Source organism: Streptomyces sp. NPDC037013, assembly GCF_055607265.1.
Genome location: NZ_JBVJRV010000004.1, coordinates 189,459 through 205,727, shown reverse-complemented (window position 1 = coordinate 205,727; position 16,269 = coordinate 189,459). Strand labels below are relative to the sequence as shown.

At 73.2% G+C, this 16,269-nt stretch carries 16 protein-coding genes; 9 read left to right on the top strand and 7 right to left on the bottom strand.

The genetic code is table 11. The annotated features are described in order from the left end of the window. Positions 1–9: 9 nt before the first annotated feature. Positions 10–768 (bottom strand): GntR family transcriptional regulator, encoded by a 759-nt coding sequence (locus tag ACZ7DY_RS15490; protein ID WP_471135051.1) that lies wholly within the window; start codon positions 766–768, stop codon positions 10–12. A gap of 289 nt (positions 769–1,057) precedes the next feature. Here ACZ7DY_RS15490 and ACZ7DY_RS15485 point away from each other — a divergent pair, with 289 nt between their 5' ends. Both ACZ7DY_RS15485 and ACZ7DY_RS15480 read left to right on the top strand, forming a co-directional pair. Further along, complete coding sequence (locus ACZ7DY_RS15485) at positions 1,058–2,332, top strand: PTS transporter subunit EIIC (RefSeq protein WP_471135049.1); 1,275 nt, start codon at positions 1,058–1,060, stop codon at positions 2,330–2,332. A gap of 20 nt (positions 2,333–2,352) precedes the next feature. Next, a complete protein-coding gene (locus tag ACZ7DY_RS15480; protein WP_471135047.1) occupies positions 2,353–3,408 on the top strand; it encodes a hypothetical protein in 1,056 nt (351 codons plus the stop codon). Between the two features lie 21 nt (positions 3,409–3,429). On the opposite strand, the gene ACZ7DY_RS15475 is transcribed toward ACZ7DY_RS15480, so the two are convergent. Both ACZ7DY_RS15475 and ACZ7DY_RS15470 read right to left on the bottom strand, forming a co-directional pair. Beyond that, complete coding sequence (locus tag ACZ7DY_RS15475) at positions 3,430–3,966, bottom strand: MarR family winged helix-turn-helix transcriptional regulator (RefSeq protein ID WP_471135045.1); 537 nt, start codon at positions 3,964–3,966, stop codon at positions 3,430–3,432. After that, positions 3,963–5,717 carry an FUSC family protein gene (locus ACZ7DY_RS15470; RefSeq protein ID WP_471135043.1) on the bottom strand — a complete coding sequence of 585 codons (1,755 nt, stop codon included), beginning with the start codon at positions 5,715–5,717 and terminating at the stop codon, positions 3,963–3,965. The genes ACZ7DY_RS15475 and ACZ7DY_RS15470 overlap by 4 nt, the downstream gene beginning before the upstream one ends. Before the next feature lie 223 nt (positions 5,718–5,940). Between ACZ7DY_RS15470 and ACZ7DY_RS15465 the strand changes: the two genes are divergently transcribed. Both ACZ7DY_RS15465 and ACZ7DY_RS15460 read left to right on the top strand, forming a co-directional pair. Then, on the top strand, positions 5,941–6,495 hold the full coding sequence (locus ACZ7DY_RS15465) for a DUF5134 domain-containing protein (RefSeq protein ID WP_471135040.1): 555 nt from the start codon (positions 5,941–5,943) through the stop codon (positions 6,493–6,495). 452 nt (positions 6,496–6,947) lie between these two features. Then, a complete protein-coding gene (locus ACZ7DY_RS15460; RefSeq protein ID WP_471135038.1) occupies positions 6,948–8,123 on the top strand; it encodes a cytochrome P450 in 1,176 nt (391 codons plus the stop codon). On the opposite strand, the gene ACZ7DY_RS15455 is transcribed toward ACZ7DY_RS15460, so the two are convergent. Then, positions 8,113–9,450 carry a salicylate synthase gene (locus ACZ7DY_RS15455; RefSeq protein ID WP_471135035.1) on the bottom strand — a complete coding sequence of 446 codons (1,338 nt, stop codon included), beginning with the start codon at positions 9,448–9,450 and terminating at the stop codon, positions 8,113–8,115. The genes ACZ7DY_RS15460 and ACZ7DY_RS15455 overlap by 11 nt on opposite strands. Before the next feature lie 108 nt (positions 9,451–9,558). Between ACZ7DY_RS15455 and ACZ7DY_RS15450 the strand changes: the two genes are divergently transcribed. Beyond that, positions 9,559–10,173 (top strand): DinB family protein, encoded by a 615-nt coding sequence (locus tag ACZ7DY_RS15450; RefSeq protein WP_471135033.1) that lies wholly within the window; start codon positions 9,559–9,561, stop codon positions 10,171–10,173. Here the strand turns inward: ACZ7DY_RS15450 and ACZ7DY_RS15445 are convergent. Further along, on the bottom strand, positions 10,142–10,783 hold the full coding sequence (locus tag ACZ7DY_RS15445; RefSeq protein WP_471135030.1) for an HAD family hydrolase: 642 nt from the start codon (positions 10,781–10,783) through the stop codon (positions 10,142–10,144). The genes ACZ7DY_RS15450 and ACZ7DY_RS15445 overlap by 32 nt on opposite strands. Positions 10,784–10,922: 139 nt before the next feature. On the opposite strand from ACZ7DY_RS15445, the gene ACZ7DY_RS15440 reads away from it, so the two are divergent. The 3 genes from ACZ7DY_RS15440 (at position 10,923) to ACZ7DY_RS15430 (ending at position 13,400) form a co-directional block, all read left to right on the top strand. After that, entirely contained in the window at positions 10,923–11,858 is a 936-nt protein-coding gene (locus tag ACZ7DY_RS15440) for a M56 family metallopeptidase (RefSeq protein WP_471135027.1), read from the top strand. A 91-nt stretch (positions 11,859–11,949) separates the two neighbouring features. Beyond that, a complete protein-coding gene (locus tag ACZ7DY_RS15435; RefSeq protein ID WP_471135024.1) occupies positions 11,950–12,636 on the top strand; it encodes a phosphatase PAP2 family protein in 687 nt (228 codons plus the stop codon). A 68-nt stretch (positions 12,637–12,704) separates the two neighbouring features. Beyond that, the gene (locus tag ACZ7DY_RS15430; RefSeq protein WP_471135022.1) at positions 12,705–13,400 is read left to right on the top strand and encodes an HAD family hydrolase; all 696 of its coding nucleotides are present in this window, start codon (positions 12,705–12,707) and stop codon (positions 13,398–13,400) included. Between the two features lie 112 nt (positions 13,401–13,512). Here the strand turns inward: ACZ7DY_RS15430 and ACZ7DY_RS15425 are convergent, their stop codons facing one another. Next, the gene (locus tag ACZ7DY_RS15425; protein WP_471135020.1) at positions 13,513–13,758 is read right to left on the bottom strand and encodes a DUF2630 family protein; all 246 of its coding nucleotides are present in this window, start codon (positions 13,756–13,758) and stop codon (positions 13,513–13,515) included. A gap of 236 nt (positions 13,759–13,994) precedes the next feature. On the opposite strand from ACZ7DY_RS15425, the gene ACZ7DY_RS15420 reads away from it, so the two are divergent. After that, positions 13,995–14,708: a TetR/AcrR family transcriptional regulator gene (locus tag ACZ7DY_RS15420; RefSeq protein ID WP_471135018.1), complete on the top strand. Its 714-nt coding sequence runs from the start codon at positions 13,995–13,997 to the stop codon at positions 14,706–14,708. On the opposite strand, the gene ACZ7DY_RS15415 is transcribed toward ACZ7DY_RS15420, so the two are convergent. Beyond that, complete coding sequence (locus tag ACZ7DY_RS15415; protein WP_471135015.1) at positions 14,696–16,198, bottom strand: LVIVD repeat-containing protein; 1,503 nt, start codon at positions 16,196–16,198, stop codon at positions 14,696–14,698. The genes ACZ7DY_RS15420 and ACZ7DY_RS15415 overlap by 13 nt on opposite strands. Positions 16,199–16,269: the final 71 nt, after the last annotated feature.

Sequence of the window (16,269 nt, the reverse complement as noted above, 5' to 3'; positions counted from 1 at the left end):
GGGGGGCCGTCAGCTCGGCTGGAAGGTGGTGCGCAGGCGGTAGCGCTCGCCGCTGTACTCGACGGTGGAGAGCAGCAGGGGCCGCTGTTCGCGCGTGTAGATGGTCTGATCCAGGGCGAGTACGGGTGAGCCGACCGGAATGTGGAGATGCCCGGCGAGTTCGGGCCCCGCGGTGCGGGCCTCGATGGTCGCCTCGGAGCGGTCCAACTCGACGCCGCGGGCGCGCAGTTCCTCGAAGAGAGAGGCGTAGGTGAAGTCGGCCTCCTCGATGCCGGGGACGAGGCGCGCGGCGACGAGGGTGCGGTCGACGGCGACCCGGACGTCGTCGAGGAGGCGGACCCGGTCGAGCCGCAGCAGGGCGGTGCCCGCGGGCACGTCGAGCCGGTCGGCGTCGTCCAGGGAGGCCACGACGGTCTCGTGGCGCAGCACGAGGGAGCCGGGCGTCATGTGCTTGCGGCGGGCGGTGGCGGTGAACGACTCCAGGTCGTTGGGCCACTCCCGGGCGGGGGCGGGCTCGGCGACGAACCAGCCGCGCCCGTGCGAGGCGGTGAGCAGCCCCTGGTCGACGAGGTGCAGCAGGGCTTTGCGCAGGGTGACGCGGGAGATGTCGAAGCGGACGCACAGGTCGCGTTCGGACGGCAGCCGTGCCCCGGCGCCGAGTCCGCGCCCGGTGATCTCCTCGCGGATCAGGTCGGCCGCCTGCGCCCACAGGGGCGCGACCCCGCTGGCACGCCGGGGCGCGCGGTCCGAGGGGGCGTGCTCCGGCATGCGGGAACCTCCAGGTCGGCGAGGGGCAACGATACCACTCCGGACCACTGACGGACCTCCCGCCCGGACCGTACACCCCTGCACATCAAGGACCTACGACCTGCCAGCCCTCCCCCCAAGACCCGAATCCCGGCCCGAGATGAATACCACTGTTGACCAGTTGCAGACCACTGCTTACCTTGTGAGGGCAGCGAGCGGGCACCTCCCGCGCTGACCCCCGGTGTTCTCGCCCCCACGGCCTTCGGTCGTGCGACGGCACCGGCCCCCCGGGCCCCATGGAGGAAGACGGATGAGTACGGCCACCGCGAAGAAGCGAGCCGGCAGCGGCGTCATGGCAGTCCTGCAGCGCATCGGCCGCAGCCTGATGCTGCCCGTGGCCGTGCTGCCCGCCGCCGCTCTCCTGCTGCGCCTGGGCAAGGACGACCTGCTGAGCCGCCCGGAGTTCCCCGAGATCATCCGGAAGTCCGGCATGATCCTCTCCTCCGGCGGCCAGGCCGTCTTCGACAATCTGCCGCTGCTCTTCGCGATAGGCGTGGCCATCGGCTTCGCCAAGAAGGCGGACGGCTCGACCGCCCTCTCCGCCGCGGTCGGCTACCTGGTCTTCAAGAGCGTCCTGGCCGGCCCCGCCTTCCCCAAGGGCGTCGACGGCCAGCCGCTGGACGCCAAGGTCCTGGGCGGCATCGTGATGGGCCTGGTCTGCGCCCTCCTCTACCAGCGCTTCAGCCGCACCAAGCTCCCCGACTGGCTGGGCTTCTTCGGGGGACGCCGCCTTGTGCCGATCCTCAGTGCCTTCGCGGGCGTCGTCATGGGCACGGCCTTCGGTTTCATCTGGCCGGCCGTCGGCGGCTGGTTCTTCCACTTCGGCGAGTGGCTGGTGGGCACCGGCGCCTGGGGCGCGGGCCTCTTCGGCGTGGTCGTGCGCGCCCTCATCCCGGTCGGGATGCACCACTTCTTCTCGTTCTTCCCCTGGTTCGAGGCCGGCAGCTACACCAATCCGCAGACGGGCGCCGAGGTCCACGGCGACATCGCCCGCTTCCTCGCCGGGGACCCGAGCGCCGGACAGTTCATGACCGGCGGCTTCCCGATCTACATGTTCGCGCTGCCCGCGGCCGCCCTCGCCATCGCGCATACCGCGCGTCCGGAGAACCGCAAGGCCGTCAAGGGCATGATGCTCTCCGTCGCGCTGACCTCCTTCGTCACCGGCGTGACCGAGCCGATCGAGTTCAGCTTCATGTTCGTGGCGCCGGTCCTCTACGCGATCCACACGGTGCTGTTCGGCATCTCGATGGCCGTCTGCTACGCCCTCGGCATCCGGGACGGCTTCGGCTTCTCCTCCGGCGCGATCGACTACGTCGTCAACTTCGGCATCGCCACGAAGCCCTGGCTGCTCATCCCGATCGGGCTGGTCTTCGCCGCGCTCTACTACGCGATCTTCCGGTTCGCCATCGTGCGGTTCGACCTGCCCACGCCGGGCCGCGAGCCGGTCGACGACGCGGCCGACGAGCCCACCGTCACCGACGACGCCCCCGCCGCCACCGGCTCCGTCACGCCTCCCACCACCTGACGCCCCCGAAAGGAACCCGCATGTCCGGATCCCGCATCACCTTCCAGGCCGGCCAGGACGGCCAGCCCGAGGCACTGGAGCGCATCGCCGCCCACGTCCGCGCCCAGCTCGCCGCCGCGGAGCTCGACACGCTGCGCGGTGTGCGGCGCCCTCTGTTCGCCGGGATCGGCGCCTCGTACGCGGCGCTCGCCGTCCCCGTCCACGTGCTGCGCTCCCACGGCGTCGCGGCCCAGCGCGTCCAGTCCGACGAGGTGGAGGCCGGACTGACGGGCTTCGACACGGACCTGCTGCTCGGGATCTCGCAGGGCGGCCGCAGCTCGGAGACGCTCGCGGCCTTCGGGGCGGCTGGCGACACACCGACCCTGGCCCTGCTGAACGTCACCCCGTCCCCGCTCGGCGACCTCGCGGACCGCACCGTCGACCTGGGCAATGAGCCCGACTCGTACGCCTCCACGGTGGGTTTCACCGGCACGGTCGTCGCCCTCGACCTGCTCGCCGGGGCCATCGCGGGCCGCGGCGACGACCCCTGGCACGGCATCGCCGCCCAGCTGCGGACGGTGCGCGAACGCGCCGCCGCGGCCATCGCGCCGATCGGCCCCCGGGCCGGGCGCTGCGTCGCCGCCGACTGTGTCGCGGCCGGCGCCTCGCGCGCGGCGGCGGAGGAGGCGGCGCTGCTGCTGCGCGAGGTGCCGCGGATGCCCGCCGCGGCCTCGGCCACCCGCACCTATCTCCACGGCGAGATGGAGTCGGCGGGCGACACCCTGCACGTCATCCTCGGCGACGGCCGCGAGATCGATCTGGCCCGCACCCTCTCCGCGGCCGGGCACCTCACGCTCCTGGTCACCACCGAGGACATCGCCGCCACCGGCGACCTCGCGGTGGTCCGCCTCCCGGAGACCGCCGCCGCCCCGCGCGTCGTCCTCGAAACAGTGGTCGCCCAGGAGCTGGTCCGCACGCTGAGCGCCGAGCGCGACGTGCCGATCGAGTCGTTCGTCTTCGCCAACGACGACACCAAGGAAGGCGGCGTGGACCCGGGCGACTTCGCCATCGGCTCCCCGGAGCTGACCCACGCCTGACATGGCCGCTTGGCCGGCTCCTCAGCCCCGCGGCACCCCGGGGCGGCCCTCCAGCTGTGCGAGCAACTCCCCGAGGAGGGCGCTCAGTCGGCCCTGGCCCGCGCCGTCGAGGACGGAGAGCACGACCGTCTCGTAGGCGAGCTGCTCCGGCAGGATCGCGTCGACGAGCTCGCGGCCCGCGTCGGTGAGCCCCACGTGTGCGACCCGCCGGTCGCGGGCGTCGGCGCGCCGCTCGACCAGCGCCCGCTCCGTGAGAACCTTGAGCCGTTTGGTGACGGCCGCCCCGGAGGAGAAGGTCTCCCGGGCCAGCTCGCCGGGGGTCAGTTCGTGCCCGGTGCGGCGCAACGCGCCGAGCAGGTCGAATTCGGCGCGGGTCAGGCCCGCCCGGCGCAGCGGGGCGTCCTCGGCCTGCTGGAGGAGGGCCGCGCAGCGGTTGATGCGGCCGATCACCTCCATGGGCCCGGTGTCGATGTCGGGTCGCACCGCCTGCCACTGCCGTACCACCGCGGCCACGGTGTCCTTGGCGGGGCCGGCCACCGGGCCGTTCTCCGTCGTCATGCTCGTGCGCCCTCCCAGGCGTCGGCGGCGCTCGCGCAGGGCCGCGTCACCTGACTGTTCTCACCGCTTCGGCCGTTCGGCCTGCGGACCGTCGCCGCGAGCGTACGGTGTCCGGCGCGTTCGGCGGCGAGCACCCGCTGCTCGGGCAGGGCGCGCTGCCACCACTCCCCGGCCGCGGCGTCGGCGGCGGCGCGCAGTTCCACGAGGGCGGCGGTGAGCCTGCGCCCGGCGGATCCGGCCTCGCCCGACCCCACGAGGGCGGCCTCGGCCTGCTCCCGCGCGCGGTCGGTGGCCTCGATGGCGCGCTCGATGTGGTCGGCGGCGCGCCGGTTGGTGACGAGGACCGCGGCCGCGACGCCGAGGACGGCACCGACGAGGGTGTCCACGACCCGGTCGAGGATCAGTTCGCCGGGCTGCTGGAGCCGGGCGAACTCGGTGACGAGCAGCGCCATCGGCGTCACGCAGACGGTGCCGAGCCAGTAGTTGCGGGTGATCAGCGCCTCCGCCCCGAAGGCGAGGGCCAGACAGCTCACGATCAGCTCGGCGTGGCCGAGGTGCGCGAACGGCGCGATGGCGGCGAAGGCGAGCACCCCGACGAGGTTGCCGACCACGCGCTGCACGCCGCGGTTCCACGTGAGCGTGACGTTGGCCTGGTAGAGGGAGGCCGCGGTGACCAGGGCCCAGTAGGGGCGGCCGATGCCGAGCGCGAGCGACCCGTATCCGGCGAGGGCGCAGCCGACGGCGGTGCGCAGCGCGATGGGCAGCAGCGGGGAGCCGGGCGCGAGCCGCCGCCGCAACGGCACCTTCGGCCCGGCGAGTTCGGCCGCCACGCCGAGGAGCTCGTCCTCCTCGCCCGGGTGGGCGCGGCCGGGACGCGGTACGGCGCCCGTGCCGCGCAGCCCGGCCGCCCAGACGTGCAGTGCGGCGGTGTCCGCGGTGGCGGGGGTCGCCAGCGCCTCCTCCGCGCGCACGACGAGACGGGCCAGGGCGCGCCGGGCGGCGGTGGTCCGGGCGCCGGTGGCGAGCAGCGACTGCCAGGCGGCGTGCACGGCTCCGGCCGCGGCGGCCCTGGCCCGTTCGGTGCCCGCTCCGGTGGCGTCGGCGCGCGCCGCGTCCGCGTAGGCGGCGGTGGCGCGCAGCGCGCGGGCGGTGGCCCGGCGCTCCGGCCCGTGCGGGCGCACCAGGGCGGGCGCCATGCCGACCAGCCAGGCGACGGCACCGCCCGCGAGGGTCAGCGCGAGGTGGCCGGGGACCTGACCCAGGGTCTGCGGCGCGAAGAGGGTGGCGGAGCTGATGAAGGTGAAGATCAGGTGGCCGGGTGGCCCGACGCGGGTGGCGTCGCAGAGCGTCTTCTGCGCGGCGGCGAGCAGCGCGCCGACCGCGACGAGCACCGCCGCGGAGTCCGTCAGCGAGGCGGTGACCAGGGCGACGGCGATGCTCGCGGTCATCCCCGCGACGACCAGCGCGAGGGTCCGCGCGCGGGCGGCGTAGGGGAGGTTGTGGGCGTACAGGGCGCAGAACGATCCGGCCATCGTGTACATCACCAGGTCGAGCCGGCCGAGGGCGAGCAGCGTCAGGTTTGGGATCGCAGTGGCGACGACCACGCTGCTCGCGGGCTTGAACCAGATGTCCGAGGGCTTGCCGGGCCGCAGCACGCCGGCGAGCGGGAGCCGCCGGACCCGGGCGGTGCGGGTGGGCTGGTGCGGGGGCGGGGTCGGGGCGGGCGGCTGGGGTGGGGGCGTGCTGCTCATACCAAAAGGTTAGCAAGTGTTTTACCTGAAAACGATCTGGCTCCGTAGTGACCGGTCGCTGTAGGGCAGTCTCCGCAGTCTCCGGTCGATGTCCGGGTGGTGCCCTGGATCGCCCTGCGCCTCGCCCGCTCCCCCGTGCTCCCCGTGCACCCCCGTGCGCTCGCGTACGGCCTCCCTGGCCCGGGCATCGACCCGACGACACCGTCGACAGGGGGAGGGTGCGGTGCACGGACCGGCACAGGCCGCCTGGATGCTCGTCGCGCTGTGCGCGGCGACCGGGGCCTACTGTCTGCTGCGTATGCGCAGCCGGATCGAGGAACAGCGCCGCACGGCCGGCGGCGAGGCACTCATGGGGTTCGGGATGGCGGTGATGGCCGTGCCCGCGGCCGTGATCGCCCCGCCGCGCTGGGCCTGGCTCGTCTACGCCGCCGTGTTCGGCGCGGCTGCGCTGCACACCGGGTGGGCGGCCCGCACCGACCGCCACCACCTCCACCACCTGGTCGGCGCGTTCGCCATGGTCTACATGTCGGTGGCGATGGCCACGACACCCGGAGCGCACGCGGGCCACGGAGGCGCCGGCAGCCCCGCGCTCACGGGGGCGCTCCTGCTGTACTTCGCCGGATACGTCCTGTGGTCGGGAGCGCGGCTCGTCCCGGCGGCGGTCTCGGCGCCTGCGGGCGGCCCCGCGGTGCTGGGGTGGGCGGACCGCTCCGAGGTGGCACTGGCGTGCCGGCTCTCGATGGGCATCGGGATGGTGGCGATGCTGCTGACGCTGTAGACGACGAGGCGGCGCGCGGAGGGGGACCGGCTACCCCGGCCCCGGGAGTCCATCTGCGCGACGGGAGAACGCCCGACCCGACGGCCGGCCCCGCGGTGACCGGCCGTCGCCCCGTTGCCTTGGCATCAGGCCATGGCCGCCGCCCCGGGACCGACCCGGCGCGAGACGCGCGGCCGTCGCGAGCGCCGACGGCCGGAACCGGCGCCGGGCCCACCGTCCGCCGACCGACCGCAGGGCAACCGCGGTCCTGACGTCCGGGGCGGCCCGGGCAGCCTGGGCGGGCCTCTCGCACGCCGATCCCTCCGGCGCCGATCTCGGCCTCGCCCAGTTCCGACCGCCCGTGGCGCACCGCATCCATCTGCGGGAGGCCGACCCGTACCGGGCGCATCTCGTCGGCGAGTGACTCGTCATGTCCTACTCAGTCGGCCCGTGGCGCTTCACAATGGGTGTCCATGCCGCCCTGTGACGTGGATCCGTTCTCGGTCGAGTTCTTGCGTGATCCCTATCCGGGGCATGCGGTGTTGCGGGCGGCCGGACCCGTCGTCCGGCTGGAACGGCGCCCGTTCTGGGTGTGTGCCCGGTATGCGGAGGTCCTGGCGGCGCTCCGCGACTGGGAGACGTTCGGTTCGTCGGCGGGCATCGGCGCGGCCGACTTCGCGCGCGAGAGCCCCTGGCGGCTGCCCGCGCCCCTCATGGAGACCGACCCGCCCGAGCATTCCCGGGCACGCGGAATCGTGGCGCGGGAGCTCTCCCGCGCCGCTCTGGCGCCGCTCGCGGAGTGGGCTGCGACGGCCGCCGAGGAGGCCGTGACCCGTTTCGTGGGCGGCAAGGCGTTCGACGCGGTCACCGAACTGGCCGTCCCGCTCTCGCTGCGGGCGGTCAGCGACGTGTTCGGCGTCCCCGCCGAGCGCGGCAGGCGTGTCGCCGCGGACGCCCGCTTCGTATGGAACGACGAGGTCCCGCGCGTGGATCTGCTGGGTTCTTCGCTGCCGTCGTCCGGGCCCACCAGGGAATGGATCATGGAGCATTGCGGCGGAGCGGCCCTGCTGCCGGGCAGTGTCGGCGCCCGGGTCCACGAGCACGCCGCCGCCGAGGGCCACACGCCCGAGGAGGCGGCGTCATTGGTACGGGTGTTGCTCTCCGCCGGAGTGGAGACCCGGGCCCACGCCCTGGGCAACGCCATCTGGTGCCTGGCCACGCACCCGGAGCAGTACGCGCGGTTGCGCGCCGAACCGGGCCTCGCCCGGGGGGCCTTCGAGGAGGCCCTGCGGTTCGAGTCCCCCGCACCGTTCTTCTTCCGCACGACCACGCGCGACGTGGAGGTGGGCGGTGTGCCGGTGCCCGGGCGGAGCAAGGTCATGCTGCTGATGGGAGCGGCCAACCGGGACCCCCGCCGCTGGCCGGACCCGGACCGCTTCGACATCACCCGCCGCACATGTGGTCACCTCGGGTTCGGCCACGGGATCCATGCCTGCGTCGGCATGGCCATGGCGCGGATGGAGGGTGAGGCCGCCCTCCGGGCGCTGGCCCGGCACGTGTCGGCGATCGAGCCGGCCGGGGCGCCGGAACGGCTGCTGCACAGCACCCTGCGCGGTTTCCGTACGCTGCCGGTGCGGTTCATTCCGTGACGCAACGGAGGGAGGGCCGGGCCTCCTTGACCACGAGGCCGGCCGACACGCTGCGCAGCTTCTGGCACGTCTCCTCCCACTCCAGCTCCGGCGTGGATCCGGCACCGATGCCCGCGCCGGCCCGGAGCCAGGTCCGGCCGTCCTGCTGGTACAGGGCGCGGATCACCAGGGCCGCGTCGAGACGTCCCGCCGAGTCGGCGGCGAGCACGGCCCCGCCGTACAGCCCGCGGGGACTCTCCTCGTAGGCGCGGAGGACGGCGTACGCGTCCGGCCGCGGCCTGCCGATCAAGGTGGGGAACAGCGCGGCGAAGGCGTCCCACGGGCCCTGCCCGCGCGCCAGGGATCCGGTGATGGTCGAACCGATGTGCTGGACGCTCCCGCGCGGTCGGATTGCCATGAAGTCCGTCAGGGCGACGGATTCCCCGGCGCAGACGGACCGCATGTCGCTCAGGGCGTTGCGCACCGCGATGGCGTGCTCGAACACCTCCTTGGGATCGCCAAGGAGTTCGGTGGCGAGCCGTGCGGTGCGCTCCGGGTCGTCGTGCAGGAAGGGGCGGGTACCGGCCAGCGGCTCGGTGCTCACCCGCCCGTCCGCGGAGACCTCGGCGACGATCTCGGGGCTGAAGCCGGCCGCCGCGAGTCCGCCGATGCGGAGCAGGAAGGAGCGGGCGGGGGTGTTGTTCCGGCGTCCCAGCACGAACGATCCGTACAGATCGACGTCCGCGTCGATCGGGAGCTCGCGCGAGAGGACGACCTTCTCCAGTCCCCGGTGCCGGATCTCCCGCAGCACGGCCTCCACTCGATCGCGAAAGCCGATGCCGGCTCCGGTTCCGGCCTCCGTCGTGACATCGACGGGCACGGTACGGAGGGGGCGGTCCGGCACGGGAGCGGAGACGACCTCGGCCACGGCCCGCACTTCGGCCCGGTCCACTCCGCGCACCACTGCCCGGCCGTCGCGGATCCGTACCTCCACGCGCGGCACGAACAGGCGCATCAACTCCGCGTCGCCGTCGGCCGGTTCGCCGTACGACAGGTCGAACATGGCGATGCCGTACGCCCGCCAGTCCGGGAGCCGCACCCTGTCCAGCAACCGGGGCACCTCTCGCAACGACCGGGTATCGCGGCCCAGGACATGCTCCCCGCGGTCGTCCCGGAACACCGACCGGTGGGCGGAGACGACCACTTCGGCGACGCGTCCGGCGGCGAAGCTCCACAACGGCGGGTTCTCGTATACGAGATGGTCGTCCGCGCCCACCGACTCGGCGAGCCGCGCCATGACGGGACACGGATCCCCGGCGACCGGAACCTGCATGCTCACGTAGGCCATGACCCGCTCCCCTCGGGGCCCTCGGATCCGGGGCCCTGGAGTCGTCGACGCGGGAAACTACCCGGCCCCCGCACCGGCCAACCGCCACCCGTGGCAGGCTCGGGGCCCATGACCGATGACTGCGCGAAGAATCACCTGCACAACGACCTGCGAGGGCTTCGCGAAGTGATGCTCTGGAAGCTGGACGGGCTCGGCGAGTACGACGTCCGCCGGCCGATGACCCCGACGGGGACGAACCTTCTCGGCCTGGTCAAGCACCTGTCGCTCTGGGAGTCCCGGTACTTCGGCGAGGTCTTCGGCCGGCCGTTCCCCGAACCCCTCCCCCGGTGGGACGACGAGCGGCAGAGGGGCACGGAGATGTGGGCGGCCGAGCACGAGACGCGCACCGGGATCGTCGAACGCTTCCGGCGTGTGGGCGAGCACTCGGACGCCACCATCGCCGCCCTCGACCTCGACGCCCCCGGGCACGTGCCCTGGTGGCCGCGGCCCGATGTGACGCTGTTCGGCGTCATGGTCCACGTGCTCACCGAGACCAGCCGTCACGCCGGGCACGCCGACATTCTGCGCGAACAGCTCGACGGGTCGACGGGAACGAGCGCCGAGTACGCGACGTCGCCGCGCGAAGCTGCCCTTCTCGAAGCGCGGCGCGCGGAGATCGAGCGGGCCGCCCAAGGGGGGCGCGGCGGTGGGTTCAGCGGGCGACCAGGGCCGGGAGTGCCGTGAGGCTGTCGATCCGCCAGTCGGTCGCCTCGATGACGGCCGGGTCGTCCGCCCAGTAGTGCCCCCACGGGCCGCGGCGGATGTGCGCGACCCGCAGCCCCGCCCGTTTGGCGGCGAACACGTCGTGGGCGGGGTGGTCGCCGACGTGGAGCGTCTCGTGCGGGCCGGTCTGGGCGACGTCGAGCACCTTGGCGAAGAAGGTGGGGTCCGGCTTGGCCGCGTCCCGGTCGTCCGGGGTCACCAGGTGGTCGGCCGGCAGGTCGAGGGCGCGCAGGAGCTCGGTGGCGCGCGACGTCTGGTCTCCGGCGATGATCACGCGGATGCCGAGCTTCTGGAGTCCGCCGAGGGCGGGCCGTACGTCCGCGTAGAGGTCGGTCTCGGCCAGATGCTCGCCCCGGCCCGCGGTCTCGCGCGCGTGGCGGGCGGAGGCGATGTCCATGTCCGGGCTGATGAGCCGCAACGCGTCGGCGCCGTCGCCGCCCTGCGCCACGACCGCGCCGACGAGCGCGGAGAGGGTGTGGCGCGGCACCTGGAGCCAGTCCGCCCACGCTGCCCAGTAGCGGTCGTCTTTGGTGAGGGTCTCCCCCACGTCGAACACGATGGTCTCGATCACCGTCAGCACATTACGGCGTCCCGGCGCCCGGGCCGCGGTCGTCACCCGTACGGGAAATACACCCGTGTCGGCCGTGGCGTGCGTCACTTGGAGTGGCAGCCCATACCCTCCGTAGCCCCACCCTCATAGGCTGGGCGCCATGATGGTCCCCGTCGCACTGTTGCTGCTGGGCGCCCTGACCGCTGTCCTGGCCCCCCGGATGCTCGCGCGGGCCGACTGGCCGGAGCGCGAACCCGTGGTGGCGTTGTGGACCTGGCAGTGCGTGGTGGCGGGTGTCCTGCTCTGCTGCGCGCTCTCGATGACGCTGAGCGCCGCCGCCGCGTGGCAGGCCGTGCGCGGCCACCTCTTCGCTCCTGCGCCGCATTCGGTCGTCGAGGCGTACGCCCTCCAGACGCCCGGCCCGTGGGCCGCGGCCACCGCTGTGGCGCTGGCCTGCGGCGGTGTGTGGACGGCGGTCATGCTGGCCCGCGAGATCGTGCGGGCGCGGATCCGGCGGTCGGGGCGGCGGGCCGAACTGCTCGTCCGCTCCCCGCTGTTGCCCGGCGAGGAGCCCGGCGCCAACCGTCTCGTCCTCCTGGAGGGCGACCGCCCCGACGCCTGGTGGCTGCCCGGCCAGGCGCCCCAACTGGTCATCACCACGGCCGCGTTGCAGCGCCTGAAGGGCCGTCAGCTCGACGCGGTCCTCGCGCACGAGCAGGGTCACGCCCAGGCCAGACACGACTGGCTGCTGCACTGCTCGGGCGCGCTGGCCATCGGCTTTCCGCAGGTACGGGTGTTCGCCGCGTTCCGCGACGAGATGCACCGGCTGGTGGAGCTGGCCGCCGACGATGTGGCCTCGCGCCGCTTCGGCCGCCTGACGATCGCCCTCGCCCTGATCGAACTCAACGAGGACCGCGGTGTGTTCGGCCCCTGCCCGGCCCAGCAGGCGCACGTCCCCCAGCGGGTGCACCGGCTGCTCTCGGCCCGCCCCCGCCTCACCGCGGGCCGCCGGCTCCGCCTGACCGCGACGGCGGCGCTCGTGCCGGTCATCCCCGTCCTCGTCACCTTCGTGCCGGGCCTGCGCGCGCTCGGCTAGACCCGGCCGGTGCGCCACCGTCCGGCCCGGGTTCGCGCCACGCCCGGCCACGAGATGGCCGCACCCCCGCTCCGTCGGCGAGGATCACTGTATGTACTCCGCGCCCACCGACTCCCCGACCCGACCGCCCCGCTCCCGGGCCGCGCTCACCGCGGCGGCCCTCTGCGTGCCCTCGCTCGTCCTGCTCCTCCTGGTCGGAGCGGAATGGCATCCGCTGCTCTCGCTCGACGGCGACATCGCGCGCACCACGCACCGCTGGGCGGTGGAAGACCCCACCCTCACCCGGGTCATCCGGATCCTCAGCGACTGGGCGTGGGACCCCTGGACGATGCGCGCGCTCTGCGCGGTGGTGGTGATCGGGCTGGCGACGCGCGGCGCGTGGTGGCTCGCGCTCTGGCTCACCGGCGCCTGTGTGGTCGGCTCGGTGGTGCAGCAGGGCCTCAAGGCGGCGCTCGACCGGCCCCGTCCGTCGTGGCCCGACCCGGTGGCCACCGCGCACTTCGCGGCGTTCCCCTCGGGGCACGCGATGACGGCGACGATCGTCTGCGGTCTGCTGCTGTGGCTGCTGCGCACGTACGGGGCCGGCCCTCTCCTGTGGCGCACCTGCCTGGTCCTCGCCGTGGTCTCGGTGGCCGGGGTCGGGCTGACCCGGATCTGGCTGGGGGTGCACTGGCCGTCGGACGTGCTGGGCGGTTGGCTGCTCGGCGCCCTGACGGTGGCGTCGGCCGTCGCGACGTACACGTACGGCCCCGGCAGGCGCGCCACGGACGACACCTGACCGGCCGTCGGCCGGGGGTGGGACAGCCTGCCCACAGATGGGGAGGGACAGGACATGGGGATCAGAACATGACGATCAAGGGCGTGCTCTTCGACTTCTCCGGGACGCTGTTCCGGATCGAGCCGGCCGAGGTCTGGCTGCGGGCCGTCCTCGCCGAACTCGACGTGCCGCTGCCAGAAGCGGAGTCGGCGCGGGTCGCCGCGGCGCTGGAGCGGGCGGGCGCGCTGCCCGGCGGCCCGCACCCCGCCACGGTGCCGGGGCACCTCGCTGCGGCGTGGGCCGTCCGCGACCGGAGCGCCGAGCGGCACCGGGCCGCGTTCACCGGCCTGGCGCGGCAGGTGCAGCTGCCCGACCCGCGCCTGTACGAGGCGTTGTACGCACGCCACATGGCCCCGCGGGCCTGGCAGCCGTACGCCGACGCCGCCGAGGTGCTCGCCGGGCTGCGCGAGCGGGGCATCGGCGTCGCGGTGGTCAGCAACATCGGCTGGGACCTGCGGCCCGTCTTCCGCGCCCACGGCCTCGACCGGTACGTCGACGCCTACGTCCTCTCGTACGAACACGGCATCCAGAAACCCGACCCGCGGCTCTTCGCGTCGGCCTGCGACGCGCTGGGGGTCGACCCGCGGGACGCCCTGATGGTCGGCGACGACCGCCGGGCCGACGCGGGGGCGGCCGGTCTGGGATGCGGGGTGCACTTCGTCGACCATCTGCCGGTCGACCGGCGCCCGTCCGCCCTGCGCCGCGTCCTCGACCTCGTCGGGTGAGGGGGGCGGCGACCGTGAGGGAGCAGCGCTTCGGCCCGGCGGGCACAGGGGAGCCGGTGGAGCCGGTGGAGTCAGCGGGTCCGGTGGGGCTGCCGGTACGAGGACGTACCCGTCATGACTGGTACCCCTCGACCTGGCCGGCCGGCCTCACCTGCGCGCCGTCGGGGTCCTCGCCGAACTCCGTGCGGGCGCGGCGCTGCCGCAACAGGTCCCAGCACTGGTCGAGCTCGCGCTCCAGGGCGGCGAGCCGTTCGCGCTCCGTGGGCGGGTCGATCTCGCCGGCGGCGAGGGAGTCACGCAGTTTCTTCTCGTCCTCGACCATGGCGGTGATGCGGGACAGGATCTCCTGCTGGTCCATGTCGGTACGCCTCCTCGGCCCCCAGGCCCACTGTAAGGAGACCGGGCCGGATCGGCGAGGAGAGAGCGGGCAGGGGGGATCCGCGACCTGCGTGGACGCGCCTGTGGGCAGGCAACACTCCCCCGCGGTGCTGCCTGCCCCAGGCCTCTTCGACCCGCGCGGCATCTCACTGGAGACGCCGCCCCGGGACGTACTGAGTATATTGGCTCGGAGCCAGTCAACGCAGGAGTTACAGAATGTCCCCGCGTAGCCCATCGGTCAATGAAGAATTGCGCAGACGTTCCCGGGAGCGTCTGCTGCAGGCGACCGTGGAACTGGTCGGCGAGCGCGGCTACGAGGCCACCACGCTCGGCCACATCGCGGACCGCGCCGGCGCCGCCCGCGGTCTCGTCTCGTATTACTTCCCCGGCAAGCGCCAGTTGCTGCAGTCCGCCGTGCACCGGCTCATGCACCGCACGCTGGAGGCGGGGCTCGAGCGGGAGCCGCGCACCGACGACGGCCGGGAGCGGATGGCGCGGGCCATCGACGCGATCCTGAGCCTGGCGGTCGACGAGCCGTTGCTCATGCGCACGCACATGGCGGGCATCCTGCAGGCGGAGGGCTTCGTGCAATGCCCCGAGCAGCGGCGTCTCGCGGAGCTGCTGCGCGACACCATGGTGCGGTACGGCTCCCCGGACGTCGACCGGGACTATCCGCTGCTGCGGGCGCTGCTCATGGGCGCGGTGTTCGCCCTGCTCATCCCGGGGGCGCCGATGCCGCTGGTGACGCTGCGGGCCGAACTGTTCCAGCGGTACGGGCTCGGCTGGGAGCTCGGCGTCCCGCCGGACGGCACACCGCCCGACGGGACCGTGGTGAACGGCCACGGGACCCCGCTGGGCGGCGGCCCCGGTACCCCTCTGAGCGGGCCGGTGCGCCCGCTTTCCCCGGTGCGGCCGGGTCAGTCGAAGTAGTCGGGCTGCGTCTGGACGTTGAGTTCGCGCAGGCGGACCCGGTGTGCGGGGTCGGTCCGCTTGTCGTTGATCTTCAGGACGTCGAGGCCCTTGGCGATGTCGTTCGAGTAGATGCGGCCGTTGTAGTAGTACGCCGACCACGCGCCCGCCGTGGTGATCCTGTCGGTGGTGACCGGGCCCCGCTCGAAGTAGCCGATCTCCTCGGGGTGTTCGGAGTCGGTGAAGTCCCAGACGGAGACACCGCCCTGGTACCAGGCCTGCACCATCAGGTCCTTGCCCTTGACGGGGATCAACGAGCCGTTGTGCGCCACGCAGTTCTCGGTGTCGGCCTGGTGGCGCGGGATCTTGAAGTAGCTCTTGAAGACCAGTTTGCGCTTGTCGCCCTTGCCCTTGATCCCGTAGATGCCGTTGGCGCCGCGATGGGGTCCTGTGGCCTCGTTGCAGGTGGCGGCGGAGCCGCTGCCGAGCTCGTCGGTGAACACCACCTTGTCGGCCTTCTGGTTGAACGTCGCCGAGTGCCAGAACGAGAAGTTGGTGTTGTCCTGGACCTGGTCGATGATCCTCGGGTGCTCCGGGTCCTTGACGGAGAAGAGGATGCCGTCGCCCATGCAGGCGCCCGCCGCGAGATCCTCGGAGGGCAGCACCGTGATGTCGTGGCAGCCGGTGGTCTTGGAGACGCCCGGGTTGGTGGGGCCGCCCGGGTTCCCGCCGCCGTCGGGTCCCTCACCGGGGAAGAGGACGGGGAAGTTCACGACCGCGGCCTTCTGCGGGGCCTTGCGCGGCACCTTGATGATGGAGATGCCGTCGTGCGGCGGCTTGCAGTCGGGGTACGCCGCGTTCGGGGAGTACGAGGAGACGTACACGTAGACGTTCCTGCGCTCCGGCACCAGCGTGTGGGTGTGGGAGCCGCAGGCGGTCTCCACGGCCGAGACGTATCTGGGGTTCGACTTGTCGCTGATGTCGAAGACCTTCATCCCCTCCCACGACGACTTCTCCGTGGCGGGCTGCGTGGTGCTGGCGCAGGAGTCGTCGCTGCGCGACGAGTCGGTGGACAGGAAGAGCAGGTTCCCGGAGACGGAGATGTCGTTCTGCGCGCCCGGGCACAGCACCTGCGCGACCGTCCTCGGGGCCTTCGGGTCGCTGATGTCGTAGATGCGGAAGCCGTCGTAGTTGCCCGCGAAGGCGTACTTGCCCTGGAAGGCGATGTCGGTGTTGAGGCCGGGCAGCGCGTCCTTGGGGATGTTGGCCAGGTGCTCGATGTTGGGCGAGTGGACGATCTCGTCGGGCGCGGGTATCTCCCCGCGCCCGATGGCCTTCCTCGTCTCGTCGACGTCGCTCTTGGAGACGCTCTTCGGTGCGGCGGGAGAGTCGCCGGGGTCGGGGACCGCTCCCGCGGGGGCGGCGGTGAGCAGCGCGGCCAGCAGTCCGGCCGCCGCCGCGCCGACTGCCAGACGTCTGCGCCGAGTTCGGGGATTGTTCGACAGGGTCACTGCGTCCTCCCTTGTCACCGTTCGCAGTTGAACGGTTCACGGAACACCCGCAGTATCGTGCTCATCATGCA